At 68.8% G+C, this 24,612-nt stretch carries 24 protein-coding genes and 2 pseudogenes; 10 read left to right on the top strand and 16 right to left on the bottom strand.

Features of this window, described 5'->3' with window-relative positions; translation table 11 throughout:
• Positions 1-35: 35 nt before the first annotated feature.
• The 14 genes and pseudogenes from ABD979_RS17245 to ABD979_RS17180 all read right to left on the bottom strand — a co-directional run.
• Entirely contained in the window at positions 36-2,000 is a 1,965-nt protein-coding gene (locus ABD979_RS17245) for a DUF2207 domain-containing protein (protein WP_345508746.1), read from the bottom strand.
• Positions 2,001-2,106: 106 nt separating this feature from the next.
• Positions 2,107-2,577 carry an SsrA-binding protein SmpB gene (smpB, locus tag ABD979_RS17240; RefSeq protein WP_345508745.1) on the bottom strand — a complete coding sequence of 157 codons (471 nt, stop codon included), beginning with the start codon at positions 2,575-2,577 and terminating at the stop codon, positions 2,107-2,109.
• Between the two features lie 138 nt (positions 2,578-2,715).
• Positions 2,716-4,260 carry a M23 family metallopeptidase gene (locus ABD979_RS17235; protein ID WP_345508744.1) on the bottom strand — a complete coding sequence of 515 codons (1,545 nt, stop codon included), beginning with the start codon at positions 4,258-4,260 and terminating at the stop codon, positions 2,716-2,718.
• Between the two features lie 112 nt (positions 4,261-4,372).
• On the bottom strand, positions 4,373-5,278 hold the full coding sequence (gene ftsX, locus ABD979_RS17230) for a permease-like cell division protein FtsX (RefSeq protein ID WP_345508743.1): 906 nt from the start codon (positions 5,276-5,278) through the stop codon (positions 4,373-4,375).
• A 24-nt stretch (positions 5,279-5,302) separates the two neighbouring features.
• Positions 5,303-6,229 (bottom strand): cell division ATP-binding protein FtsE, encoded by a 927-nt coding sequence (gene ftsE, locus ABD979_RS17225; protein WP_345508742.1) that lies wholly within the window; start codon positions 6,227-6,229, stop codon positions 5,303-5,305.
• A gap of 158 nt (positions 6,230-6,387) precedes the next feature.
• A complete protein-coding gene (gene prfB, locus ABD979_RS17220; RefSeq protein WP_345508741.1) occupies positions 6,388-7,500 on the bottom strand; it encodes a peptide chain release factor 2 in 1,113 nt (370 codons plus the stop codon).
• A gap of 61 nt (positions 7,501-7,561) precedes the next feature.
• The gene (locus tag ABD979_RS17215) at positions 7,562-8,023 is read right to left on the bottom strand and encodes a lamin tail domain-containing protein (RefSeq protein WP_345508740.1); all 462 of its coding nucleotides are present in this window, start codon (positions 8,021-8,023) and stop codon (positions 7,562-7,564) included.
• A 213-nt stretch (positions 8,024-8,236) separates the two neighbouring features.
• The gene (locus ABD979_RS17210) at positions 8,237-8,701 is read right to left on the bottom strand and encodes a pilus assembly protein TadG-related protein (protein WP_345508739.1); all 465 of its coding nucleotides are present in this window, start codon (positions 8,699-8,701) and stop codon (positions 8,237-8,239) included.
• 83 nt (positions 8,702-8,784) lie between these two features.
• Positions 8,785-9,246, bottom strand: a complete 462-nt coding sequence (locus ABD979_RS17205) for a pilus assembly protein (protein WP_345508738.1) — start codon at positions 9,244-9,246, stop codon at positions 8,785-8,787.
• Positions 9,243-9,602: a TadE family protein gene (locus tag ABD979_RS17200; RefSeq protein WP_425584002.1), complete on the bottom strand. Its 360-nt coding sequence runs from the start codon at positions 9,600-9,602 to the stop codon at positions 9,243-9,245. Before ABD979_RS17200 ends, ABD979_RS17205 begins: the two co-directional genes overlap by 4 nt.
• A gap of 62 nt (positions 9,603-9,664) precedes the next feature.
• Positions 9,665-9,904 carry a hypothetical protein gene (locus tag ABD979_RS17195; protein WP_345508736.1) on the bottom strand — a complete coding sequence of 80 codons (240 nt, stop codon included), beginning with the start codon at positions 9,902-9,904 and terminating at the stop codon, positions 9,665-9,667.
• A 68-nt stretch (positions 9,905-9,972) separates the two neighbouring features.
• The gene (locus tag ABD979_RS17190) at positions 9,973-10,962 is read right to left on the bottom strand and encodes a type II secretion system F family protein (protein WP_345508735.1); all 990 of its coding nucleotides are present in this window, start codon (positions 10,960-10,962) and stop codon (positions 9,973-9,975) included.
• On the bottom strand, positions 10,959-11,828 hold the full coding sequence (locus tag ABD979_RS17185; RefSeq protein ID WP_345508734.1) for a type II secretion system F family protein: 870 nt from the start codon (positions 11,826-11,828) through the stop codon (positions 10,959-10,961). Before ABD979_RS17185 ends, ABD979_RS17190 begins: the two co-directional genes overlap by 4 nt.
• A pseudogene (locus ABD979_RS17180) lies at positions 11,825-12,463 on the bottom strand (TadA family conjugal transfer-associated ATPase); the annotation flags it as partial. The gene ABD979_RS17185 and the pseudogene ABD979_RS17180, both read right to left, overlap by 4 nt.
• A 28-nt stretch (positions 12,464-12,491) precedes the next feature.
• Here ABD979_RS17180 and ABD979_RS17175 point away from each other — a divergent pair.
• From ABD979_RS17175 to ABD979_RS17135, 9 genes are all read left to right on the top strand, one after another.
• Positions 12,492-14,030 (top strand): recombinase family protein, encoded by a 1,539-nt coding sequence (locus tag ABD979_RS17175; RefSeq protein WP_345508733.1) that lies wholly within the window; start codon positions 12,492-12,494, stop codon positions 14,028-14,030.
• Positions 14,031-14,581: 551 nt separating this feature from the next.
• A complete protein-coding gene (locus tag ABD979_RS17170; RefSeq protein WP_345508732.1) occupies positions 14,582-15,754 on the top strand; it encodes an SIR2 family protein in 1,173 nt (390 codons plus the stop codon).
• Between the two features lie 315 nt (positions 15,755-16,069).
• Positions 16,070-16,273: a hypothetical protein gene (locus tag ABD979_RS17165; protein WP_345508731.1), complete on the top strand. Its 204-nt coding sequence runs from the start codon at positions 16,070-16,072 to the stop codon at positions 16,271-16,273.
• Entirely contained in the window at positions 16,270-16,590 is a 321-nt protein-coding gene (locus ABD979_RS17160) for a hypothetical protein (protein ID WP_345508730.1), read from the top strand. Before ABD979_RS17165 ends, ABD979_RS17160 begins: the two co-directional genes overlap by 4 nt.
• Positions 16,587-17,744 carry an AAA family ATPase gene (locus ABD979_RS17155; RefSeq protein WP_345508729.1) on the top strand — a complete coding sequence of 386 codons (1,158 nt, stop codon included), beginning with the start codon at positions 16,587-16,589 and terminating at the stop codon, positions 17,742-17,744. Before ABD979_RS17160 ends, ABD979_RS17155 begins: the two co-directional genes overlap by 4 nt.
• Before the next feature lie 407 nt (positions 17,745-18,151).
• Positions 18,152-18,313 carry a hypothetical protein gene (locus ABD979_RS17150; RefSeq protein WP_345508728.1) on the top strand — a complete coding sequence of 54 codons (162 nt, stop codon included), beginning with the start codon at positions 18,152-18,154 and terminating at the stop codon, positions 18,311-18,313.
• Positions 18,314-18,346: 33 nt separating this feature from the next.
• A complete protein-coding gene (locus ABD979_RS17145; protein ID WP_345508727.1) occupies positions 18,347-19,024 on the top strand; it encodes a recombinase family protein in 678 nt (225 codons plus the stop codon).
• 224 nt (positions 19,025-19,248) lie between these two features.
• Positions 19,249-19,509, top strand: a complete 261-nt coding sequence (locus tag ABD979_RS17140; protein ID WP_345508726.1) for a DUF397 domain-containing protein — start codon at positions 19,249-19,251, stop codon at positions 19,507-19,509.
• A 174-nt stretch (positions 19,510-19,683) separates the two neighbouring features.
• Positions 19,684-20,664, top strand: coding sequence for a helix-turn-helix domain-containing protein (locus ABD979_RS17135; protein WP_345508725.1), 981 nt, complete (start codon positions 19,684-19,686; stop codon positions 20,662-20,664).
• A 1,275-nt stretch (positions 20,665-21,939) separates the two neighbouring features.
• On the opposite strand, the gene ABD979_RS17130 is transcribed toward ABD979_RS17135, so the two are convergent.
• Positions 21,940-22,857, bottom strand: coding sequence for a DUF7687 domain-containing protein (locus ABD979_RS17130; RefSeq protein WP_345508724.1), 918 nt, complete (start codon positions 22,855-22,857; stop codon positions 21,940-21,942).
• Positions 22,858-22,974: 117 nt separating this feature from the next.
• Here ABD979_RS17130 and ABD979_RS17125 point away from each other — a divergent pair, with 117 nt between their 5' ends.
• Positions 22,975-23,859, top strand: a complete 885-nt coding sequence (locus ABD979_RS17125) for a DNA adenine methylase (protein ID WP_345508723.1) — start codon at positions 22,975-22,977, stop codon at positions 23,857-23,859.
• A 53-nt stretch (positions 23,860-23,912) separates the two neighbouring features.
• Here ABD979_RS17125 and ABD979_RS17120 read toward each other — a convergent pair.
• Positions 23,913-24,539, bottom strand: a pseudogene (locus ABD979_RS17120) (ATPase, T2SS/T4P/T4SS family); the annotation flags it as partial.
• Positions 24,540-24,612: the final 73 nt, after the last annotated feature.

Genomic DNA, 24,612 nt, shown 5'->3' with positions numbered 1-24,612 from the left:
CGGCCGGCCACCCGGTCACCTCGTCCGGCTCCACCTCACCACGAGCCGGACGAGGAGCCGCCGCCACCGCCGCCGGAGAACCCGCCCCCGCCGAAGCCGGACGAGCCCGACGAGCCGGGCGTCGAGGTGAAGGTGCCCGTCGAGGTGCTCGAGAAGGCGTCGACGCCGCTCGCGATGCCGGTGAAGTCGGGGAAGGTCGCTCCGCTCCAGACGTACCACGTCGGCATGAGGAGCGGCTGGTTCGCGGCCTCGGCCGCGCGGGCGACGTCGGCGAACGTCGTGGCCCACCGGTCCGCGACACCGAAGACGACGGCATACGGCAGGTAGCGGCTGAAGACGTTCGAGGCCTCCTCGAAGGCGATCTGACCGGCCTCGGCCGTCGTCAGGTACTCCTTGAAGCCGAGCGCCTGAGCGTGCACGGCCGAGCCCTCGGCGGTCTTGGCCGCCATCCGGCCGCCGAGCACCCAGACGATGAGGCCGGAGACGATCAGGCCGATCCCGAGCGCGAAGCCACCGCTGAAGCCACCGCCGAGGATCGCGCCGATGGCGGGGCGGCCGTAGAAGAGCACGAGGGCGCCGAGCGCGGCGACGACGAGGCCGAGGCCCTGCCACGCGGCGCGCTGCGCCTGCGGCGAGGAACGGAACCAGCCGCGGGTCACGACCTCCTGGTACATGGCGCCCTGGATCTTCTTCAGGGTGCTCGCGAAGGTGTTCTTCAGCTCCGAGAGGCGCACCTGGTCGCCGCGGGTGGCGAAGATGCCGTCGAGCAGCTGCCGCTCGTAGGGCAGCAGCCGCTCGGCCGGCGGTGGCGTGAGGCGGGTCAGCGTCCAGTCGGTGCGCGAGAACATCCCGTTGCCCTCGTTCTCCTCGATGCGCAGGAAGCCGCGCACGGCGAGGTCGATGACGGTGGCCGAGACGTCGATGGGATTGGCGGTCTCGTCGATGATCGTGCCGACCATGCCGGGCTGCACGCCCGGCGGCGGCTGGAACTGCACGGCGACCGTCGGGGTCCCACCCCGCACCGTCGCGGCCGGGGGTGCGCCGTCGCCCGTGGCCCCGGTGCCGAAGGACGGCGACAGGCCGGGGGTGAGGTCGGCGTAGCGCTCGTCGCGACCACGGGTCCACACGAGCGTCCCCATGACCGCGAGGGCGAGCACGGGGGCACCGACCCCACCGATCCACGCCGCCGCGTTGGCGGCGGGGGCGGCGTCGGAGCCCACCGAGGTGCCGGCGTCGCCCTGGCGCACGTCGGGTCGCACGTCCCCGAACGCGCTCGGCGGGTAGCTGGCCACGATCGTCATGGCCTCGCCCGAGCCCAGCGAGGCCGCCGAGAAGCGCGACGGGTCGCCGGGGGTGGCGGTGCACGCCGTCGTCGACCCGGTCTCGCCCTGCAGGCAGCGCACCTTCGTGGCGGCCGCCGGGGCGTTGACGGTGACCGAGACCCGGTCGCGCTCGGTCATCTCGTTGGCACCGAAGACGTTGTAGAAGAGCTCGACCGCGGCCGGCTCGGTGCCCTCCGGGGCCGGGTTGCCGTCGGCCGTCACGGGGTTGAGCACGTTGTGCAGGGTGTAGCGCACCTCGTAGACCTGCGTGCCGCTCGTGAACTCCGAGGCCGACCCGATGCGGATCTCGCGGGCCGCCCCGTTGTCGCTCACCCGGAACGCGTCGGGCGCCCCGCTCGGGCTCGTGACGTCGACGTCGGTGAGGTCGTAGTGGCGGTAGCGGTTCTCCTGGTCGCCGTAGCCCATCCGCACGACGATGTCGCGGAAGATGCCGTGGCGCTGCGCCCCGGTCGGGAAGCGCCAGGTGATCGTCTCGGTGACGCGGACGCTGCCGTCCTCCTGCACGTCGAAGACGGCCGCGTAGGAGTCCATGCCCTCGTCGCCGGCGGCCCGGGCACTGCCGGCCGGCCCGACCAGGAGGGTGGCCAGGGCCAGGAGGAGGCCGAGCAGGCCGAGTCTGACCAGCCGTCCCCGTCGCGCCACGCTCGCTCCGCTCATCGCCGTCCCCTCCCGTCGGTTCCCGCCATCCTGACACCGGACGCGCCCTGCGCCCGGCAGGTTCCGCCCGGCAGGTTCCGCGCGGGAGGGCTCAGCGTGGGAGGGCTCAGCGGCGGTTGGCCGCGCTCATGGCGCGGTCGGCCTCGCGGCGGTCCTGCCGCTCGCGCAGCGCGTGCCGCTTGTCGTACTCCTTCTTGCCCGTCGCGATCGCGATCTCGACCTTGGCGCGGCCGTCCTTGAAGTAGAGGGCGAGGGGCACGATCGTGCGCCCGCTCTCGCGCGTCTTGAGCGCGATCTTCGTCAGCTCGGCCCGGTGGAGCAGCAGCTTGCGCTTGCGCCGCGGCGCGTGGTTGTTCCAGGTGCCGTTGAGGTACTCCGGGATGTGCACGTTCTCGAGGTAGAGCTCGTCGCCGGTGAACATCGCGAAGCCGTCGACGAGCGAGGCGCGCCCCATCCGCAGGGCCTTGACCTCGGTGCCGGACAGCACGATCCCCGCCTCGAAGGTGTCGTCGATGAGGTAGTCGTGGCGGGCCTTGCGGTTGCTCGCGATGAGCGACCGCCCCTTCTCCTTGGGCACCGGACCATCCTTCCCACTCGTGTCAGTGGCGACCGCGCGCTGCGGTCGGCGCACCAACGCTACCCCGAGCGGGGCACGGATCCGGAACGGGTTTCCGTGACCCGGTGCGCGGGCCCGGGCCCGCGCCGCGACGAGGGGTCAGAGCCAGCCGCGCGGGTTGACCGGCGTGCCGTCCTCGTAGACGCCGAAGTGCAGGTGGCAGCCCGTGGAGTAGCCGGTCGTGCCGGAGTAGCCGAGCAGCTGGCCCCGGTTCACGTGGCCGCCGAACTTCACGATGCTCGACATGTGGTTGTAGGTCGTCACGAGGTCGACGCCGCGGTGGATGCCGTGGTCGATGACGACCTGGTTGCCCCACCCGCTCGCGCGCCATCCGGCGCGGATGACCTCACCCGGCGCGGCGGCATACACCGGGGTGCCGCAGGCGATGCCCCAGTCGAGGCCGTCGTGGAGCATCCACTTCTGCAGCACCGGGTGGAAACGCATGCCGAAGCCTGAGGTCGTCGGGCCCACGGCCGGGTAGCTGAGGAAGTTCGACGGCGTCGGTTCGGACTGCACGGGCGGCGGGTTCCTCGGCACGTAGACCTGGCCGCGCTTCTTGGCGGCGGCGGCCTTCGCGCGCTCGGCCTTGATCTTCGCGGCGCGCTCGGCGCGCAGCTTGGCCTGCCGCTTCTGCTCGGCGATGCGCGCCTGGCGGGCCCGCTCGACGAGGATCGCCTGCAGGCGCGAGGACTCGGCGCGGGCGGAGGCGAGGTCGGCCGCCTCGTTCTGGCGCTGGACGGCGAGGTCGGCGGCGTACGCCGTCTGCTTGCCCTTGAGCGCGTCGAGCTGGGCCTTCGCCGCGGCGGCGTTCGCGGTGGCGGTCACGGCGTTGTTGCGCGCGACGATCGCCTGGTTCTTGGCCTGCGTGGCGGCGGCGGCAGCGGCCTCGGCGCCCCTGAGCGCGGCCTCGGCCTGACGCTTCAGCTCGACGATCTCGCCGCGCACGGAGGTGAGGTAGGAGCGCGTCGACGTGCTGTCGGCGGTCATGGCGGCCAGCTTGTCGATGGTGTCGCTCGCGACCGCGCTCGCGGTGTCGGCCATGATGAGGCGGTTGGCGAAGTCCTCGGGCGAGGTGGAGCCGAAGACCATGCCGAGCTGCGACTCCTGCCCGGCGCCCTGGAAGACCTCGGCGGCGTAGGAGTCGAGCGCGTCCTGGCTCGACACGAGGCCGGAGGCGCTCTTGGCGAGCTGCTCCTTGGCGCGCTGCTCGTTGGCGACGGCCACGGCGAGCTTCTGGGCGACGGCCTCGTTGTGCGCTCGCGCCTTGGCCTCGGCGCTGATGGCACGGGCCTCGGTGGCCTCGGCCGCCACCTGCGCGGCCTGTGCGCGCGCCTGGGCGCCCTGCGCGGCGGCGACCCGCTGCTGCGCGACGGGCAGCGCGGCGTTGGTGCGCTCGAGGTTGACGAAGGCCCGTGCGAGCGAGGCGTTGGTGCCCTCGAGCTGCTGGCCGAGCGCGGCGATGCGCTTGTCGTTCTTCTTCTTCTGGTCCGACACCGAGTCGGCGTGCGCGACGAACGAGGCCGAGGCGGCCGCGACCGAGCAGGTGACGACGAGGCCGGCGACCGTCAGACGGGTCGCGGACGTCGCCTTGCCGGTGCCGGCGGAGCTGCCGGCGGTGCGGGGAGTCGGGCCGGAGCGCCTCATGAGCCACATATGCAGCATTGGTACCACAGGTCACTCTGCTTGGGGAGGGGTTCGCGTCCGAAAACGCCGTAAATCGCCTGATTCTCCCTGCGGAGCGCGCGGGCCGGCGGCGTCAGACGCGCAGGTAGCGGCGCAGCGTGACCCACGAGGTGAGCGACGACAGCCCGATGACGCCGACGATGACGAAGGGCGCGACGCGGTACACGTCGGCCACCCCGATGAACGCGGTGTCGGTCAGGGTCTGGCTGAGGAAGCCGACGACGCCGTAGCGCACCGTCGCCCAGAGCATCCCCATCGCGAGGGCCGCGCCGAGCACGCTCGCGAGGGCGGTCTCCATGACGAAGGGGAAGCGGATCGTGAAGTTCGAGGCGCCGACGAGGCGCATGATGCCGGTCTCGCGCCGCCGGCTGAAGGCGGTCTGGCGGATCGTCGTCGAGATGAGCATGACCGCCGCGAAGACCATGAGCGAGGAGAGCGCGATCGCCGCCCACGAGACGGTGTTCATGAAGGTGAAGAACTTCTCGAGGAGCTTCTTCTGGTCCTGCACGTCGGCGACGCCGGGCATCCCCTTGATCGAGCTCGCGACGACGTCGAACTTGCCGGCGTCGTTGAGGTTCACGCGGTAGGAGTCGGCGAAGTACGACTCCCCCGCCCGCGCGAGCGGCGAGTTCTTGTAGGTCTGCTTGAACCGCTCGAAGGCCTCGTCGCGCGACTCGTAGAAGACCTCCTTGACCGTCGGCTTGAGCGCCTCGAGCTCGGACTTGATCGCCGTGCGCTGGGCGTCCGTCGTCGGCTCGCCCGCGCAATTGGTGTAGCGCGTCTTCTCGGCGCAGAGCAGCACGGTGACCTGGACGCGGTCGTACCAGTAGTCCTTCATGGTGTCGACCTGCCGCTGGCCCATCAGGCCGAGGCCGAGCAGGTACATCGAGATCATCGTGACGATGACGACCGAGACGGCCATCGAGAGGTTGCGCCGCAGGCCGTTGGCGATCTCGCCGAGGAGGAACTGGATTCGCATGGGGGTTCTCGTTCCGTCTCGCGGTCAGCGGTCGTTCGTCAGCACGGGCTTGCGGCGGCGGAACATCCCGCCCCGCTGGCGCGGCTGGTCGGCGTCGCGGCCGATGGGGGGCAGGCTCGCCGCCTCGTCGTCCGTGTCGTCGCCGTCGCCGTCTCCCGCCGAGGGGGCGTATGCCGCCGGCGCCCCGTCGTCGTAGCCGTCGGCCACCTCCGGCTGGGTCGCGACGGCCGGGGCGAGCGCCTCCTCGAGGCGCACCCGCGGGATGCTGCCGGTGTCGTAGTCGCCCGCCTCGAGGTCGCTGACGAGCACGCCGTGGTCGAGCCGGATGACGCGCTTGCGCATCGCGTCGACCGTGACGGTGTCGTGCGTGGCCATGACGACGGTCGTGCCGGTGCGGTTGATCCGGTCGAGCAGCTGGACGATGCCGAGGCTCGTCTCCGGGTCGAGGTTGCCGGTCGGCTCGTCGGCGAGCAGCACCGGCGGGCGGTTGACGAAGGCACGGGCGATGGCGACGCGCTGCTGCTCGCCGCCGGAGAGCTGGTGCGGCAGGCGCTTCTCCATGCCGGCGAGGCCGACGAGCTCGAGGGTCTCGGGCACCGTCTGGCGGATCCGCGAGCGGCTCGTGCCGAGCACCTGCAGGGCGTAGGCGACGTTCTGGAAGACGGTCTTGTTCGGCAGCAGCCGGAAGTCCTGGAAGACGCAGCCGATCTCGCGGCGCAGGGCCGGCACCTTGCGCTCGGGCAGCCGGTCGAAGTCGCGGCCGGCCACGAGGATGCGGCCGCTCGTGACGTCCTGCTCCTTCATGACGAGCTGCATCATCGTCGACTTGCCGGAGCCCGACGTGCCGACGACGAAGGCGAACTCGCCCCGGGAGATCTCGAGGCTGACGTCGTCGAGGGCCGGACGGGTCGTCCGCGGGTAGGTCTTCGTGACGTTCTCGAAGAGGATCATGCGTCGGGCCTCGACTCGTGCTGGGAACGGCTGGTCTGCGCCGGCGCCGGTCGCCCCGGGATCGGGACGTCGCGCACAGCCGCCTCCGAGGCTACGGGCGCCGGGCAGCGTTCCCCGGGACCACGCCGCCCGTGGCGTGGCGCGTGGCGCCGGCCCGATCAGGCCTCGGCGCGCTTCTGGCCGATCTGCCAGCGGATGCCGGCCTCGATGAAGCCGTCGATGTCGCCGTCGAAGACGGCGCTCGGGTTGCCGGTCTCGTACTCCGTGCGCAGGTCCTTGACCATCTGGTAGGGGTTGAGCACGTAGGAGCGCATCTGGTCGCCCCAGCTCGCCTTGACGTCGCCGGCCATCTCCTTCTTGACCGCGGCCTCCTCGGCCTTGCGCTGCAGGAGCAGGCGCGACTGGAGCACGCGCAGGGCGGCGGCGCGGTTCTGGATCTGGCTCTTCTCGTTCTGCATCGACACGACGATGCCGGTCGGCAGGTGCGTCATGCGCACGGCCGAGTCGGTCGTGTTGACGCTCTGGCCACCGGGGCCGCTCGAGCGGAAGACGTCGATCTTCAGCTCGTTCTCGGGGATCTCGATGGAGTCGTCGCTCTCGATGAGCGGGATGACCTCGACGGCCGCGAAGCTCGTCTGGCGACGACCCTGGTTGTCGAACGGGCTGATCCGCACCAGGCGGTGGGTGCCACCCTCGACGGAGAGGTGGCCGAACGCGTACGGGACGTTGACCTCGAAGGTGGCGGACTTGAGGCCCGCCTCCTCGGCGTAGGAGGTGTCCATGACCTTGGTCGGGTAGCCGTGGCGCTCGGCCCAGCGCAGGTACATGCGCATGAGCATCTCGGCGAAGTCGGCGGCGTCGACGCCACCGGCGCCCGAGCGGATGGTGACGACGGCCTCGCGCTCGTCGTACTCCCCCGCCAGCAGGGTGCGCACCTCGAGCTCGCCGACGTCCTTCTTCAGCTTGGCGAGGTCGCGCTCGGCCTCCTCGAGGGTGGCCGCGTCGTTCTCCTCCTGGCCCATCTCGACGAGCGTCTCGAGGTCCTCGATGCGCTGGTCCATCGTCACGACGCGGTCGCGCTCGGAGTTGGCGCGCGAGAGCGCGCTCGTCACCTGCTGCGCCGCGTCCGGGTCGTCCCAGAGGTCGGGGGCGGAGGCCTGCTGCTCCAGGTCGGCGATGGTCGCCGCGAGCGCGTCGAGGTCGGTGACCCCGCGCACGGAATCCATCGTCGCGCGCAGGTCCTTGAGCTCTTGCATGAAGTCGACAGCCACGAGGCAGCAGCCTACGGCAGCGGCGCGCGGGTCGGCGCACGCCGCTGCCGGACGGGCGGGTTCAGCAGGAGGTATAGCCCTTGCGGCTGCCCTTGAAGGTGCACGTGTCGACGGTCTTGCCGGAGGCGTTCTTGAGGATCGCCGTGTCACCCGTGTTGTTCCAGACGTACCAGCCGCTGCCGAAGTAGCGGTTCTTCTGGGTGGGGGTGCCCTTGCCGGTGCGGATCGTGACGCTCGCCCCCGCCTTGAGGGTGAACGCCGGGAAGCGGTAGGTGTGGCCGACCTTGTCGCGCAGCGTCCAGCCGGTGAGCGAGCGGGCACTGCGCGTCGTGTTCTTCACCACGACGTACTCGGCGTTGAGGCTCGCGTTGCCGCCGCGGTCGGCGCCGGGCGAGTCGTAGAAGACCGTGCTGATCATGACGGCCGGCAGCGCCTGGGCCGAGGTCGCGGTGGCGACGGGTGCGACGACGGCGAGGCCGAGGCCGGCGGTGGCCACGAGGGCCCGGGTGAGAGTGGTGCGCATGTTTCCCTGTCTGGTCGGTGACGTGGCACCGCGGCGTCGGCCGCGGCACGTCGGGGTCGTGCTGGGTCGGGCTGGTGTCGGGCGCCGCGGGGTTGGAGCGCACCGAGGACCGACCGTAGGGCGCGACGACGGCGGTCGTGGTCGTTTTGCCGGAATTGCTGCGGGCGTGGCTCGGCACCGCGCCAGCAGGGCTCAGCGCAGCGACGGCAGGGCTCAGCGCAGCGGCGCCCTGGCCCGCGAGGTCACGGTGATCGTCACGCTGCCGCCGAGGGAGTCGAGCACCCACCCCGACATGGGCAGGCGCGCGGTGCCCTGCACCGTGACGACGGCGGTCGTGCCGTCGGGCGTGCCGGTGTCGGGAACGACCGACCAGGCCACGATGCCGGGCGGCAGCGGGGTCGAGGAGAGGTGCGCCCCGGCCGCGGCCGCGACCGAGGCGTCGGTGAGCGCGAGCCGGTCGAGCACGCCTCCCTCGTAGGCGGCGCGCTCGTCGAGGGCGCTCGCGGCCTCCAGCGCCGCGGCGTCGGCCGCGTCGAGGAGCCGGATGCGCGCCAGCTGCGCCGCCGTGACGTCGATGCCGCCGAGCACGAGCAGGCCCGCGAGGGCGAAGAGCCCGAGCACGAGGATGCCGATCTGGCCGCGGTCCCGCGCGCCGCCTGGCCGCTCCGCCCGGCGCACTGCACCGTCGAGAGGCCACCGTCTGTGGGTGCGGGCCGGTCGAGGGGCCAGCGCCGGCCGGCGCCCGGCGGGCCGCCGCGGCGTCATGGGGCCGCGAACCGGTCGACGGTGACGACGCTCGTGGAGCGGATCGTCACGGTGGCGGGCAGGTGCGCGGCGAGGAAGTCGGGCACGAGGGGCAGCTGGACCTCGATGGTCGCCGTGGCCGTCACGGCTGCGCGCGGTCGCAGGCAGGGGCTCCCGTCGCAGCCGACCGCGACGCTCGCGCCCCGGTCGAAGGCGAAGTCGGCGAAGGCGAGGGCCGCGGCCGCTCCGGCCCGGGCGTGGGCCTCGCCCTCGGAGCCGGCCGTCACGAACGCCCGCCCGGCCTCGCGCCCGGCGAGGGAGGCCGCGAACGACGCGGCCTGCACCCGCGCCACGGCGAGCACGAGGTAGGTCAGCGGCAGCAGGAGCAGCAGCCCCAGCACGATGAACTCGATGATGGCCCGGCCCTCGTCGGCACGTGGACGGCGCCGGAGCCCACACCGGACCCGGCGCGCTCTCACGGCGACGCCCCCGCGAGCACCTGCTCCTCGCTGAAGGCGCGACCGGTCACGGTCAAACCTCCACTCGGGCCGAGCGGTCCGATCACCGGCAGCGGCGCCGACACCGTGACCTCCACGACCCGGACGCCGGTGGACGTCGTCGACCGCACCGCTGCGACCTGCGACTCGGACGAGGCGCCGAACGACGCGCCGAGGAGCGACCGGGTGCGGGCCACGGCGTCGTCCGGGCCGGCGTCGGCGCGCGCGCCGTACCGGGCCCCCTCCGAGGCCGCCGCGATGAGGGTGTTGCGGAGGTAGAGCGCCAGACCCAGCTGGAAGACGCCGAGCCCGACGACGAGCACCAGCGCCGCGACCATGACGAACTCCGCCACGGCCGAGCCCTGCTCGGACGCCCCCGGCCGGCGGCGCTGCCCCGGCCTCACGGTCCCTTGACGCCCGCGATCGCGTCGCTGAACAGCTGCCCGAGCTGGGGGCCGGCGATGGCCCACAAGGCCGTCACGAGGCCAGCGGTCATGATCGTGATGAGCACCCAGCCGGGCACGTCGCCGCGGTCGGTGGATCCGCCGAGACGGTGCGCAGCGTTTCGGCGCAACGCTCCCCCGCCGGCTTGCCTCACGACCGCCCGGGCCCGCTGCACGACGGTGACGATCCGGTTCATGTCGATCTCCCTGCACTCGATGGATGTGGACCTTGCACGACTGGAGAGCCCTGGAGCCGGTGCGGCGTTCAGAGCTCGAGGTGGAGGAGGCGCAGCCCGGGGTAGAGGGCGAAGAGCACCGTCACCGGGAGCGTGAGGAAGACGATCGGGACCATCATGTAGATCTCCTTGCGGCCACCCTGCTCGAGCAGGGTGCGGCGACCGTCCTCCCGGACGTCCTGTGCCTGCGCGCGGAGCACCTCGGCGAGCGGCGTCCCGCGCTCGACCGCCACGACGATGCCGTCGACGAAGCGCGCGAGGCTGATCAGACCCGTGCGGTCGGCCAGTCCCTGCAGCGCCGTGGGCAGGTTCGCGCCGGCCCTCGCGTCGGCGAGGCACCGCCGCAGCTCGCCCGCGAGCTCGCCGTGGGAGAGCCGACAGACGCGTTCGAGGGCTCCGACGGCGCCCTCGCCGGCACTCACGGCGAGGGCGAGCAGCTCTGCCACCGTGGGGAACTCGGTCAGCATCCGCGCCTCGCGGCGCGAGGCCGCGCGGCTCAGCGCGTAGTCGCGGCCGGTGATGCCGCCGAGGGTGCCGACGACCACCGTGCCGACGAGCAGGGGTAGCGGCAGGCCGCGCTGGGCGACGGCCACCGCCGTGGTGAGGAGCAGTCCGGCGACGGCCCCGGCAGCCCCGAACCCGACCTGTTCGGCACGGAACTGCTCGACGTCCACGGGCTGTCCTGCGCGCTGCTGGCGCCGGGCCACGGATGCCGCCCCGCCGAGGGCCCGTCCGACGACCGCGCCGAGCCGCGTCAGGTAGGGGGCGAGCAGGTCGCCGAAGCCGAAGGGTCCACGCACCGGTGCCGGTCGCGCGAGGAGGCTGGATGGACGTGGGGTGTCGCGCAGGTAGGGCTCGAGGCGGTCGTCGAGCGTCGGCCGACGGCTGGCCGGCATCCCGGCGACGACGAGCGCGAGTCCCGCCGCGAGCAGCAGCCCGGCCGTCGCACCGGCCCACGACCAGCCCCCGTCCACGGAGACCAGACGGGCGACGTCGACGGCGGGCGAGAGGGGCTTCACCGCAGGACCCGTTCCTCGTCGGGGAGACGGCCGACCCAGACCATGACGCGGTAGGCGACGAGGCACAGGGCCGCGCCCACGGCCAGCACGACCCAGCCTGCCGGGGTGGCGTAGGCGGCGAGCGAGCTGCCGTTCAGGGCCAGCAGGCCGAGCACGACCCAGGGCGCGCCCGCGGCCAGGCGAGCCGCGTTGACCGTCCAGCCCTGCCGGGTCTCGAGCTCCGCTCGGGTGCGGGCGTCCTCGCGCAGGAACGAGGACAGGGCGCGCAGCAGCCGACCGAGGTCGCTGCCGCCGACCTCGCGCGCGATCCGCAGCGACTCGACGATCCGGTCGCCGACCGGGTCGCTCAACCGGTCCTTGAGCCGGTCGAGGCAGTCGTGGAACCGGCCGGTCGTGCGGTAGTCCTCCGCGAAGGACACGAAGGCCGGCCGCAGCTCCTCCGGCCCGCGCACCGCGAGCTGCGCCAGTGCCTCGGGCAGCGCGAGCCCGGCCCGCACTCCCGACGTGATGTTGTCGACGACGTCGGGCCACAGGTCGCGGAGCTTGTTGCGGCGCTTGCGCGCCTGGGCACGGACGAGGGCGACGGGCAGGGAACCTGCCATCAGCGCGAAGCACAGGGCGATGGGCGTCACGCGGGTCACCGCGAGCACGATGAAGAAGGTGAGCACGAGGAGGACCGCCGACCCGGACAGGACGTTGGCCGGCGACACGCTCGGATGGCCCGCCTGGTTGAGGTGGTCGCGCAGCTCGACGAGGAAGCCCGGCGGCCGCGACCGCTCACCGGCCGGCGGGCGTGGCCAGAACGAGGAGTAGACGAGGAAGACCCCGACCCCGAGGGTCAGGCCGACGACCAGTGGCGAGTTCACGAGTCCCCCTGTGCGAGAAGCGCAGTGACGTCGAAGCCGGCGCGTTCGAATGCCTCGCGACGCGGTGGGAAGCCGTCGGCGCGGCGCAGCACGCCGTCCCGCGTGACGAAGAGGTCGGCGACCTCGATGACGTCGGCCTCGACGCGCCCCGGCACCGCGACGATCTCCCGCACGCGCCGGACACCGTCGCGCTCGAGCGCCACGTGCAGCACGAGGTCGAGGGCGGCGGCGACCGTCGGCACGACGAACCGGCTCGACACGTTTTCGCCCGCCAGCAGCGGGAGCGTGCACATCTTGGTCACCGCCTCGCGGGCGCTGTTGGCGTGCACGGTGCACATGCCGGGCACCCCGCTGTTGAGCGCGATGAGCAGGTCGAGGCTCTCCTCCTGGCGCACCTCGCCGACGATGATGCGCGAGGGCCGCATCCGCAGGGCCTCCTTGACCAGACGGCGCAGGGGCACCTCCCCCGTGCCCTCGAGGCTCGGCTGGCGGCACTGCATGGCCGCCACGTCGCGCAGCGGGATCCTCAGCTCGAAGACCTCCTCGCACGTGACGATCCGCTCCCGTGGCGGCACCGCCGCGGCCAGGCACCCCAGGAGCGTGGTCTTGCCCGCCTGGGTACAAGCAGCACTTAAACAGGGTGTTAGCAGCTACGGTTCGTGCATGGGAGAAGCAGGGTCAAGCGTCGCGCGCCGCGCCGTCATCTATGCACGTATCAGCGTGACATCCGACGAGTCAGTGTCCATCCATCGGCAGGTGGAGGCTGCGGAGCAGTATGCCGCCGCGCGCGGATGGCCGGTCGTAGCCACCTTCAAGGACGACGGGGTCAGCGCCACGCACAACCGGCCCGCTGATCGGGCGGGATGGCGTGAGCTTCTGAGCAGCCCAGTGAGGTTCGACGCGGTCATCATTTGGAAGGTCGATCGGCTAGCCCGACGAGTGCTGGACTTCCTGCAGTCACACGAGGACCTGCAAGATCGCGATGCAGGCATCGTCGCGGTCGAGCAGAGCATAGATATGACGACACCTGAAGGGCGCGCCTTCGCGCAGATGCTCGCGGTGTTCGGAGAGATGGAAGCTGGGGCAATCAGCGCTCGCGTGAAGGCCGCTCGTAACTACCTGATCAGGGCCGGGCGCGTAGTGGGCGGCCGACTCCCCTACGGCTGGCGCTCCGTGCCGAACCCTGATGGCCCCGGACGAATTTGGGCCCAAGACCCAGACCGGATCGAGTACGTGCGAGGCATGGTCGACCGGGTGCGCCGTGGCGACTCCGTCTACTCGGTGACGCAGTGGCTTGATGAGGCTGCCGCACCGACGCCCACCGGCAAGGGCAGCGGCTGGCAGTACTCCTCAGTGGAACGCATCCTGCGCCACCCGATCCTCGCCGGCATGATCCCGCACAACCCCGGGAACGACGGGAAGGTCCGAGGTGAGGGCGTGCTTCGTGGCGACGACGGGCTCCCGGTCGTCATGGAGGACGTGGCGATCCTGACTCTGGCCGAGTGGCGCAACCTGATCCGGTCGCTGGACGAGCGCGACTCCGGCCAGTCCCGACCCCGCGCCATGCGGGCCAAGACCTCGGGACTGCTGTCCGGCCTGCTCTTCTGCGGTGAGCACCTTGATGACGACGGCTCGGGCACCCGCATGTGGCGCGGCACGGTGCAAGGGCGGCCTTCGTATAGCTGTCCGGTCTGCTACCAAGCGATCAGCAACTTCGAGCAGGTGGTCATCGACGAATTCCTACGACAGAAGGGTGACTGGGTGCGCTGGTCCGTGGTCGAGGAGGTCCACGAAGGCGGCGCAGCGATGCTCCCCGAGATCGAGCACCGGCTCACTGAGCTGGAGAAGGAGATCCGAGACACTCGGGACCGTGCCGCTCGGCGCGCGCTGCAGGACCAGCAGGCTTCGCTCCTTGACCTCCGCGACGAGGCCGAGGCATCGGCCCCTACGGTCCGCCTGGTCCCCGTAAGGGGTACACAGCACTTCGCTGAGGACTGGGCCGACGCCACTACCCCTGAGGACCAGCGGGTGATCCTGGGGGACGCAGTTGAGCGGATATGGGTGACGCGCGGTCGTCCGGGACGACGCACCGAAGCACAGGTGCTGGCGCGGCTCAGTTTCGAGTGGCGGAACCCCGAGTCGCTAGGACCGATCGAGACCCCAGATGACGCGGATCTAGCTCTCTGGGCTTCCAACCGATGAACACGCGTGGGCGTGTCTAAATGTGATCTCTGTCACATCTTGCGAGTTAGGCGCGTTGACGGCGCTCGTCAAGGCTTGACGGTTCGCTCCTGTGGACGAGGCGCTCCGCGTTGACTGCCCCAAGATCGCGCGGTCCCCACCCACGGTGACCGCACACGTGTCTACACGTCCGTACACGACTCAATAGGAGCCAAAGCGCCTGTGCATAAACCGTGGACAAGTCTGTGGATAAACTCGGTTAGCGGGTAGACAATTCCTCTGACCTGCGGAAACGCGTTTCTCGCGACGCATCCAGTTGGCCGTCCACAGGGGCCGTTCACGCACGTGGGACTGTCCACGCGAGGGTCTACTCTTCACCACAGAGACGCAGAAGACCCTCGGTCGGAAGTGTTCTCCGGCCCAAGGGTCCTCAGTCATCATTGGCGTGATGACTCTGACTCTAGGCACGTACGGCGTGAAGTTCAATATTTCAGCCGATGCGATTGGCCGGGTGGCACTCCAGCAAGGGGAGAGCTCTCTAGTTCGCAATCCCTAGAGAACGGAGCACCACCGTGACCACCGCACTGTCCGAGGAACCTCCCAACCGGAAGATCGCTGCCCTGCTGGGCAACGGCGTCAGCATCGCCTTCAACCCAGGGCTGGCCCTGTCGAAGATCAACGCCGGCATCCGAGCACGTCTCAACGAGGACGTCCCCGACGGCGACCCCGCCGCGGTCCTGACCGAAGCCGCCAACAAGATCGACACGGGCGACCCCTACATCGACTTCGAGTCTCTGCTTGGGCCCCTCGACCAGCAGCACGACTTCATCGCAATGATGGCCGAGTACGCACGGATCATCGGCAAGACCGACGAGACAGCAGCTGAGCACCTGAAGGCCTCGGCCCAGTTCGTCCGCGACGTCCGGCGCACCGGCACTTCCTTCGCGTTGGAGATCATCGACGCGCAGTCGAGGGCCTCCTGGGACCGGATGGAAGGGCTCACGGGCTTCGTCACCGGTCTGCGCGCTGCTGCAGGAGGGCAGCGCCTCACGATCGCTAACCTCAACTACGACAGCTTGGTCATGGCTTGCCTGTCGGATGGCTACTCTGGCGAGTTCTGCGATCTGGCCCGAGGCTATGGCGCCAGCTTCTTCGAGGTCCTTCATGGCGTCCAGTGGGTTGGCCACCCGCTGCGCCAGATCGCCGACTTCCCCCCCACCCGAAAGACTCGACTCATCCACCTTCACGGCTCCCTGACGTGGCTCAAGCAGCCGGGCTCGGGTCTGATCTATCGGTTCCGCACAGAAGACCTGCGCATGTACGACTTCTGGGAGAAGTGGCGCGATGGGGAAACGGACTGGCAGCCCGTGGTCGTCCTGACCAACCAGACGGCGAAGACTGAGGTCGTCAAGGAACAGCCGTACGCACTGGCCTACTCAGTCACTGAAGAGTCCCTCATCGAGTCAGATCGATGGCTGATTGCCGGATACTCGTTCCGCGACGAGTGCGTGAACGAGATGCTTGCGCGGGCCTGGAAGGCTCGGGTGAGGAAGCCCGACATCCTCGTCATCGGCCATGGAGACAGCCCGTCCACGGCCGAGGTGCTCAAGGCAATCGGGCACCACTGGTGGGAGGACGCCGACCCGTCGGCCTTCCTGACGATTGAACGTGGCGGACTTGAAGCGGCCATGGCGAGCGACGCATGGAACCGCTGGGCGGACATGCCGAGCGCTGAAGCTGCCTGACTGGTGGAGCGCCCCGGCCCCTCAGTGGGCCGGGGCCACTCTCCCGAAATGCAACCGGCAGCCGACCCAGCAGCACAGAAACTGTCCAGCCAGGTAGTACGAATCTCCTTAAGCACCAACGCCGTCAAGGAGAGGTATCGTTCTAGTCAGTCAGGGCGCCCCCTCCGCGGGTGGGCGTTCGGCACGGCGAGCTGGGTGTTCGTCGTAGGAAACACGTCAACGCAGTGCGTGCCACCCCGGCATCGGGCACTGGGACAACCTTCATGACCCAGAGGTTGCTGTCCCCTTCAAGCATCACGCTTAGGAGACAGCCCGATGCAGAACCACGTCATCAACGCACGCAACCGCGTGGCCAATCTCGTGAAGAGTGGCAACCACGACGCCGCACACGAAGCCCGCCGCGACCTCGCCGCCGCGAAGATCCACCGCTACGTCGAGCAGGTGCTCAGGTCGGCGCCGCCGCTGACTGACGAACAGAAGAACTCGCTTGCCTCGCTCCTGCTGGACGGTGGCCGATGAAGCGCAAGGATGCGCCGCATCAGCCGACCGCGTGGATGCGTGAGCGTCTCAGCGACATCGAGGCGCGGGCGCGGGCGATTCGCCAGGCGCACTCGGAGCCGGACGGTCGCATAGACACGCTGTTCATGCCGCTCTACCGGATGGGTGCGTTCGGTTCCACGGAGGAGTACATGTGCGACCATTGCCGCGCCTATGTCCCGGAGCGGTTGATCCCGGTGATGCTGGTCCCACTGCCCCGCCTCGTTGTCACGGGTGGCCTCTGCCCCGCCTGCGCCGCGCTGGAGGGAATCCCGGCTGAGAAGGGCGAGCCCCGATGAGCGACGGCATCACCCTCGGTGAGCTCAACGAGCGGATGACTCCAGAGGAAGCACGTGCGTGGCTTCGCTGGCATCCACAGGTCGTCATGCAGGCATGGGCTGAGCTCCCCGGCCCGGCGAAGCAGCAGTCGCTCGACGTTCAGACGGAGCTGCGAAGGCGCTGGGTGCGTGGCGCGGCCGACGAGCTGGAGCGTGAAGCTCAGGAGCCCGAGGCCGTGGACCGGCCCGACCTGTTCGCCGACCTCGACGCGCTGATTACCGAGGGCGGGGACGACGGTCCCGAGCGCTCCTGCGGTGAGCGCACGGACGGCGAGAGGCTGTTCTACCGGGGACAGGTCAACACGCTCACGGGTGACCCCGAGTCGGGAAAAACCTGGATTGCGCTGGTGTGCCTGGCCTGGGCGCTGGCCGACGGGGAGAGGTGCAGCTTCATCGACATGGACCACAACGGCTGGGCGGCAACGGTCCAGCGACTGCGCGGGCTGGGCGTACCGGAGACGGTTCTCAAGGACCGCAACGTCTTCCGGTACGTGGAGCCCGAGGACGCGGACCACCTGACCGCCGTTGTCGGGTCGCTGGTCGCCTGGCAGCCGGACTCTGTGCTGGTCGATTCCATCGGTGAGCTGCTGCCGCTACTCGGCAAGTCCAGCAACCTCGACGACGACTACACCGAAGCCCACGGGCTGGTGCTCAAGCCGCTCGCTCAGGCTGGGGCGTGCGTCATCGCGATCGACCACCTCGCCAAGAACAGCGCCAGCCGCGCCCAAGGTGCCACGGGTGCCGTCGCCAAGCGGCGTGCCGTGGGTGGCGTGGCGCTGCGTGTCGTGTGTACGCAGAAGTTCGCTCCGGGACGGGGCGGCCGCGCACTCATGACGGTAATCAAGGATCGGCACGGGCAGGTGCGTCAGGTGTCACTTCCACAGCAGAAGGGCGAAGACCTCGCAGGGACGTTCGTCCTGACGCTAGAGGGAGATTCGCTGATGGCGCGCATCGACGCCCCGACCGCCACGGCCAGCCTCACTGACGTTGAGCGGCTCGGTCAGCTCGATATCCCTCCGACGTCGGTGCGCGACGTCAAGGCCCGCATGGGCTGGGGCCACAGCCGCGCGTCCGAAGCGCTACGCGACTGGAAGCGGCTTCGTGATGACGAATGAGCAGGCGTTACGGGGCGGGGCGGGAGTTCACCGGGGTTCGCTTTGGGGTTCACTCACGACGGCCCACCGGGTTCACGGGGTTCAGTCGGGGTTCACTATTTCGTGCTCAGCGGGTTCACCGGGTTCACCGGGGTTCACCCAACCCCACGACGTGAACCTCCGACGCGCTACCCCTTGGGTAGCGCGGGGTTCGCGTGGGCCGCTCCGCAGAGAGGTTCGAAGAAAGGCAGCGTCATCAAGATCGGGGAGGTCGCCTCGGCGCTCCCGCTCCGCCGCGACGACGCTACCCATGCCGGAAGCGGGGCAGGGCGCGTCGCGACGCGGACCCATGCATCGCGTGGAACTCAAGCCACCCCATACAAGCCGACTCGCCCCACCGGAATGACGAGCCACGAGAGGATCAAGTCATGGAGGATCACGACGTCACCGAGGCACTCCGCGTGCTAGAGGCGCTCATCGTCCGCTGCGAAGCTGGCGAGCTACATGCAGAGCCGCTCGACCTCGCCGCGATGCGCGGTGCGCTGGCTGCTCTCGAGTCGCTTGACGGCAGTGTGTCGCCGACCGCCTAACGCTATACGTCCCTTTAGCGTTAGCATTCGGTCATGGCCACTACGTCCACCGCCCCAGTCCGAGCCCTTGGCTACGTGCGCGTCAGCACCGATGAGCAGCACGCTTCGGGAGCGGGTCTCTCCGCGCAGCGCGCGGCCATCCAGGCCGAAGCCGCACGGCGCGGCTGGGACCTGGTGGAAGTCGTCGGGGAGGACGCAGGCGCATCGTCCGCAACGCTGGAGCGCACGGGCCTCACGTCTGCGCTGGAAGTCCTCGACCGGGGCGACGCCGACGTCCTTGTCGTGGCGAAGCTAGACCGCCTCTCACGGTCTGTGGCCCAGGGCGCGCTCATTATGGACCGTGCGAAGCGAAAGGGATGGCAACTCGTGGCGCTTGATTTTGGCCTGGACACCACGACGCCCGCGGGCGAGATGGTCGCGAATGTCATCCTCAGCACGTCCCAATATGAGCGCCGCCTGATCGGCCAGCGCACCCGTGAGGCCCTTGCGGTCAAGCGATCTCAGGGCGTGCGGCTCGGCAGACCGCAGGTCCTGCCGGACGCCGTCGTGGCTCGCATCGTTGGCGAGCACCGGGGAGGGCGATCTATGTCAGCAATCGCACGGGGACTCGACATGGATCGCGTTCCAACCGCGCGCGGTGGTGCACGCTGGTATCAATCCAGCGTCAGCAAAGTGCTTCGATCTCAGGCCGCTTCCCACATCGCTGAGTGAGGCAGAGACTCGGGGGCATTTACGCCACCGGGGCGTGGGTTGCGCTCCGCGAATAGAACACTGGGTTCTCGCATCGCGAGGCGCGCTCGGAGAGAAATTAGACCAAGCGCGTGAAGACCAGCTTCATTAAGTCCTGCGTCCTGGTAGACACCACGTCGACTTGCCCCTGCCGAGCCCCCTGCTGTGCAACAGTTGGCCTCCGGACTCTTCGTGAAGGAAGCCGCATGACCGTGGACCCGCAGCCGCTGGACTCAGGACAGTCACGACTTGCCTCGGCTGGAGATAGTCGACCTACCTGGCGCAAGAGCTCATATAGCGGCGCCAACGGCGACTGCGTTGAGATCGCAATGACGCCCGAAGGCGTTGGGGTCCGTGACTCTGAGGATCCCAGCGGGCCGGTGCTCAGCTTCACGCATCGCCAGTGGGAGTGCTTCCTCGCAGGGGTGCGCGCCGGGGAGTTCGACCCTCCGTCGAACGCACGCTGAGCCGCCTGCTGTCACGATCACTGCTCCTTCCGACGTGTCGTCGCGACCAACCTAGGCACCGGACGCGTTGACGTCCGTCAACTGCCTGCGGCTGCTAATGTGACACCTGTCAAATCTACGGTTTGAGCCGTAGGATCGGTGTCATCGAGGCAGTCAAGGCCAGGAGGGACCCACATGTCAGGCACTCGGAGGAGCCCAGGCCCCGCGGTTGCGGCGAGCCGCCTGAGGAGCCGGCTCGCCAGCTACCGAGTCCATGCGGGCCTCACGCAAAAGGACGTTGCAAAAACTCTGGACTGGTCTGATTCCAAGTTGCACCGCATCGAGAATGGTCCTGGGCGAATTCAAACCTCAGACTTGCACGCAATGCTGACCCTGTATGGCATCACCGACGAGGATGAGCGCCAGGCCATGATTTCCCTTGGGCGCGCTAGTCGCCAACCCGCTCCGAGCACACGTTACGGGCAGCGCCTCGATCCCAAGTTTGTCGAGTTCCTTGACTACGAAGCGTTCGCCGATCGGTACTTCAACTATCAGACCAAACTGGTTCCGGGGGTCATCCAGATCGCTGGCTATGCCGACGCGATCGCTACGAACCTGCGCTTCATGCCCGACGAGGACGAGGCCGCAGCAGTAGTTGACGCACGCAATGAACGCGCTCAGTATCTGACTGGCCCCAACGGGCCAACAGCAGAGTTCATCATTGACGAGGGCGCGCTCCACAGAGCCATAGGCGGCGAATCCATGGCATGGGATTACAAGTATGAGGTGATGAATCGCCTCTTCGAACACCTCAACAGGCTCAACACCCGAGGAAATACCATCCGAACCGGGCAATCAGCGTCAGAGGGCCTCAATCCTGACTTATCTATACAGATTGTGCCGTTCGAGGTAGGAGCCTACGCCGCACTGCGAGGCCCTTTCGTCGCCCTGGAGTTTGATGACCCGAACGATGAATCGCTGGTCTACCTGGAAAATCCAGATAAACAAGACATCATCAGGGATCCGCTCATCACGGCGCAGTATCGGACTATCTTCGATGACCTGCAGGCGAGAATACCTGGGCCAGACCACACAGCGGAGATCTTGGAGTACATCCGGAGCGAGTTCAAGGCGCGACACGACGCCTTTCCGGTGAGGACGCCTTCAATCGGCTAATGGGCCGTGGCTTGCGAGCACGTCCTGCCCATCCGAACGCTTGGCTGCGAGGTGGACATGAATGCTGCCAGGGTCCGACGGACCCCTCGCACGTCTTGTTCTTTGTGCGTCGCCTGGACTATCGTGGTGCGGGCGCCGAGTTCCAGCTCTGCGCCCGCACCACCACCGCGACCGCTAGTTGCCCGTGAGATGGCAGTACAGCATGACGGCCGCCGCGATCAGGCGCGCACAGGCATCCATGAGACGCCAGGTGCGCGCCTGTTTCGCACACCCGTCACAGCAACTCGGCCTTGGAACAGTTGTTCGCATATCGTTCACCCCCTTGCGTTGCTAGGAGGGCTGCCCGTCATTGACGGCGCCAGGCTTCCTGCCTGGTCTCACGATGATAGGTGTCACTTTGCCTGGTGTCCATAGATGTCACTCGCGGGTGAATGGCGTCCTCATGAAGCCTGGCGTTCTGAGCGTACCGCGAGTGACAGCCCCGTTGCCGCATCTTCGCGGGTAGCAGCCCGCTGCACGGGCGCCGGCCCATCCGTTGCGCGCGCCTCCGGGCGGGCCTGGTCCAGGTCGCCGGTTAGGACTCAGGTGCTCCTTACCGACCGTCCGCAAAGGCCTGACGGCCGCGCAGCGCTAGCCCAACCGGGGCGATGCGGATGTCTCGTCGTCGCGAAGCGGGACTGCCTCTCACGGCTGGGTGGCTCAGAGTCCGCTCAACACACACATACGCGACGCCCCCTTCGGGCGCACGCCGCCCACCACCATCGAATCCGATAGTTCCACGGTGCTGCCTGCGGGCGGGCTTGCCAGGGCGCCAACAACCGCCAGCTAGGCCGCCGACGTGCTGGGCTCGGGCCGCCTTCAGTTGCGTAGATGCCCAGGACGTCGCGGAGCCTGGCGCAGTGCTAAAGGTGGAGGCGTACACCCCGAAGGCTCCTGACAGCGAGGCACGGCGACCGCAGGCAGAGCTGCCGGGACTGGCGGAGTCACGGCAGCGCCACCCGCCAGAGATGGCGCAGGCCTACGCCAACCGCGCCGGGTGATACATGCAGCAGGCTGCCGGAACGCGGCACGCCCAAGGAGCGGGAGGGCGACCTCGCCCGCTGTTCACTGCGGGCATGGGGTCAGAGCCACCCACCAGCCCGTCTGCTCGGCTGCCTGGGAACAAGGGCGAACGAGCGGTCCGACTCCTTTCTCGCCGCGCTGACCGCATCTGCGCCTCGCCCGCATCCCACTCGCATTGGTTTCCCAGCGTCTTCAGCCAACGCTCACGATGCCTCAGGACAGCCTGGAATCGCGCGCGAGTTCCGCATGAAGGCCACCTTGATCCTCGGCTCCGCCCGCGTTGCGGATCGCGACCCACTCCTCGACGAGGAAGGGCAAGCGAGTAACAACTTCGCGACCGAACAGCACCTCGTCAACGAGCCCCATGTGCTGCATGTCCACCATGCGGCAGAGGTAAGACCGTCCGGAGCTGCTCCACCACGTGTAGTGGCTGTCGACGATGAGGTAGTGCTTGACGTCGATGCCCTCTTGCGCGCGCAGCTCCTCCAGCTCGAGCCCGTCCAGCATCGTTTCGTAAACGCCGTCAGCAACCCTGCTGCCAAACGTCGTCGTGTAGTAGTACTCCTTGATCTCCCAGACAGCTACAGGGTTGACAACCCTCGGATACGCGCCATCCACTCGACGCGCCAGCGTGCGCACGGGTAGGCCATCGCGCGTGACCGTGGTCAGCTGCTGAGGGTCGTAGTTGCAGTCGTCTCCGACGTACGCCTCGATGATCATGTTGACCATGCCTGTCAGGAGCGCCGGACCCGCCTTCTCGGCCTTTTGCTTGTTCATGGCGAACGGTCGCCGTGGCTGGAGCTGGTGCCTGAGATCCTCGAACACCTCGCGTGCCTCATCGACGTCCATGAGGTTAGGTTCGGCAACCTCTGTCAACACAATCGCTCGATACTCGAAGTAGTCCAGCAGCGTGTCGCCCATTTCGGTCGCCACGCCCCCGTCGTTGAAGAGGTGATCGCTGGCCAGGCCCAGTTTGTCGTACGCCCGGATGATCTCCCCAGGGGACGGAACCTTGATCTGCGGCTCTCGCCCCCGGCCGCCCCTGACGGCATAGCCGACCTCTTGGCTGATGGTGCGGACGTTTGCCCAGAACACCGGAGGCAGTCCTAGGAACCGCTCGTCTGCTTGCATGTTTGATCCCCTGTAGTAGCGATGGTTCGCGCAATGGGAGCAGATCGACCGCGCCGGGTCAACCACCCAGAGGCGCGCCGCCTCCTCGGTGTCAGGAGCCGCCCGTAGGCTTCGGTCATGACCGCGACGCTCTTCGATCTGTCAGCACCTGCGCTTGTGGCCCCGTTCAAGACGCAGCTGCTGAAGTGGATCGGGAACAAGCAGCGGTTCGCTCACGAAATCGCTGGCTACCTGCCGGAGCTCCAAGGGGCTACCTACTGGGAGCCGTTCCTCGGCAGTGGCGCTGTCCTTGGGACGCTTCAACCGGCGAGGGCGGTCGGGTCCGACGGCTTCCTGCCCCTTGTCGGCATTTGGCAGACGCTGCACGACGACGTGGACCTCCTTGTGTCCTGGTACCAAGAGCGGTGGGAGCGCTACTCCAGGGCCAGCGATCGGCGCGACGCTTACGAGGAGATCAAGGCGTCATACAACGCCCACCCAAACGCAGCGGACCTACTGTTCCTATCTCGGTCCTGCTATGGCGGAGTGGTGCGCTTCCGCGCGGCGGACGGGTACATGTCCACCCCCATGGGCGTGCACCAGCCGGTCCGTCCGGAGTCCTTCTCCATGCGAGCGAAGCTGTGGCGACAGCGAACCGAGGGTGCGACGTTTGAGCACCTCGACTACCGAGAGGCCTTCTCGCGAACCCAGCCCGGCGATGTCGTCTATTGCGACCCGCCCTACACACACACCCAGACCATCCTCTACGGGGCCCAAAGCTTCGACCTTCAGGACCTGTTCGCGCGGATTGCCGAGGCGAAGGAGCGTGGCGTCCGAGTCGCGCTCAGCATCGACGGAAGCAAGCAGACCGGTGACAAGTTGCTTCACGTTGGCATTCCGGAAGCACTCTTCGAGCGCGAAGTGATGGTCAACGTGGGCCGGTCCATGCTCAAGCGCTTCCAGATGGAAGGGCAGTCGTTAGAAGAGCATGTCGTGACCGACCGGCTGCTCCTTACCTACTGAGTTACCACGAGAACAGCCAGGCACTCCACCGGCAGCCAACGGCCCTGTTCGTTACCGGCCTGGGTGCCGCCGGCCACGAGCACGTTGAGGCCGCTCGCCACCGCCGCCTCGAGGAACGTCGCGGCCTGCCGCGGCAACGTGCCGAGGCGCACGAGGTCGTCGAGGTGGTCGGCCCGCACGACGAACTTGCGGACGTTGACCTGCCAGTGGGTGCGGCTGATGTCGGGGATCACGACGTGCAGCCGAGAGCCGTCCGGCAGGGTCGCGTCGACGAAGGGACTGCTGAGGTCGACGCGCCGGCCGCTGCTCTTGAGCATCCGCTCGACGAGGTCGCGCACGTCGTCGGAGGTGAGGATCGTCGGGGTCAGCTCCGCGATGCCGCCGCGCGCGACGAAGACCTTGCTCGGCTCGTTGATCCAGATCTCCTCGACCGTGGGGTCGTCGAAGTACTGCTGCAGCGGCCCGTAGCCGGCGACGACGGCGAGGATCGAGTGGACCGCGAGGCGCGGGTCCCCCAGGGCGGGAAGGCCGCCGTGCAGCGAGCGCTCGTCGTAGTCCTGGACGGCGTCCTGCACGAGGCGGCGCACCGCCTTGGTGTCGCTCGCCGGGTCGAGCCCCGAGCGTCGGATCAGCTCGCGGACCTCGCCCTCGACGCGTCGAACTGCTTCGTGTGTCGACATGCAAACCCCTGAACCCCATTGGGTGCCATGACCTGCTGGCACCCCGACGCTAGGGCATCCGTGGGCGCCCACG

This window comes from Terrabacter aeriphilus (assembly GCF_039542985.1).
Lineage (GTDB): Bacteria > Actinomycetota > Actinomycetes > Actinomycetales > Dermatophilaceae > Terrabacter > Terrabacter aeriphilus.
The sequence above is the reverse complement of the archived record's forward strand: the minus strand, read 5'-3'. Positions and strand labels throughout refer to the sequence as shown.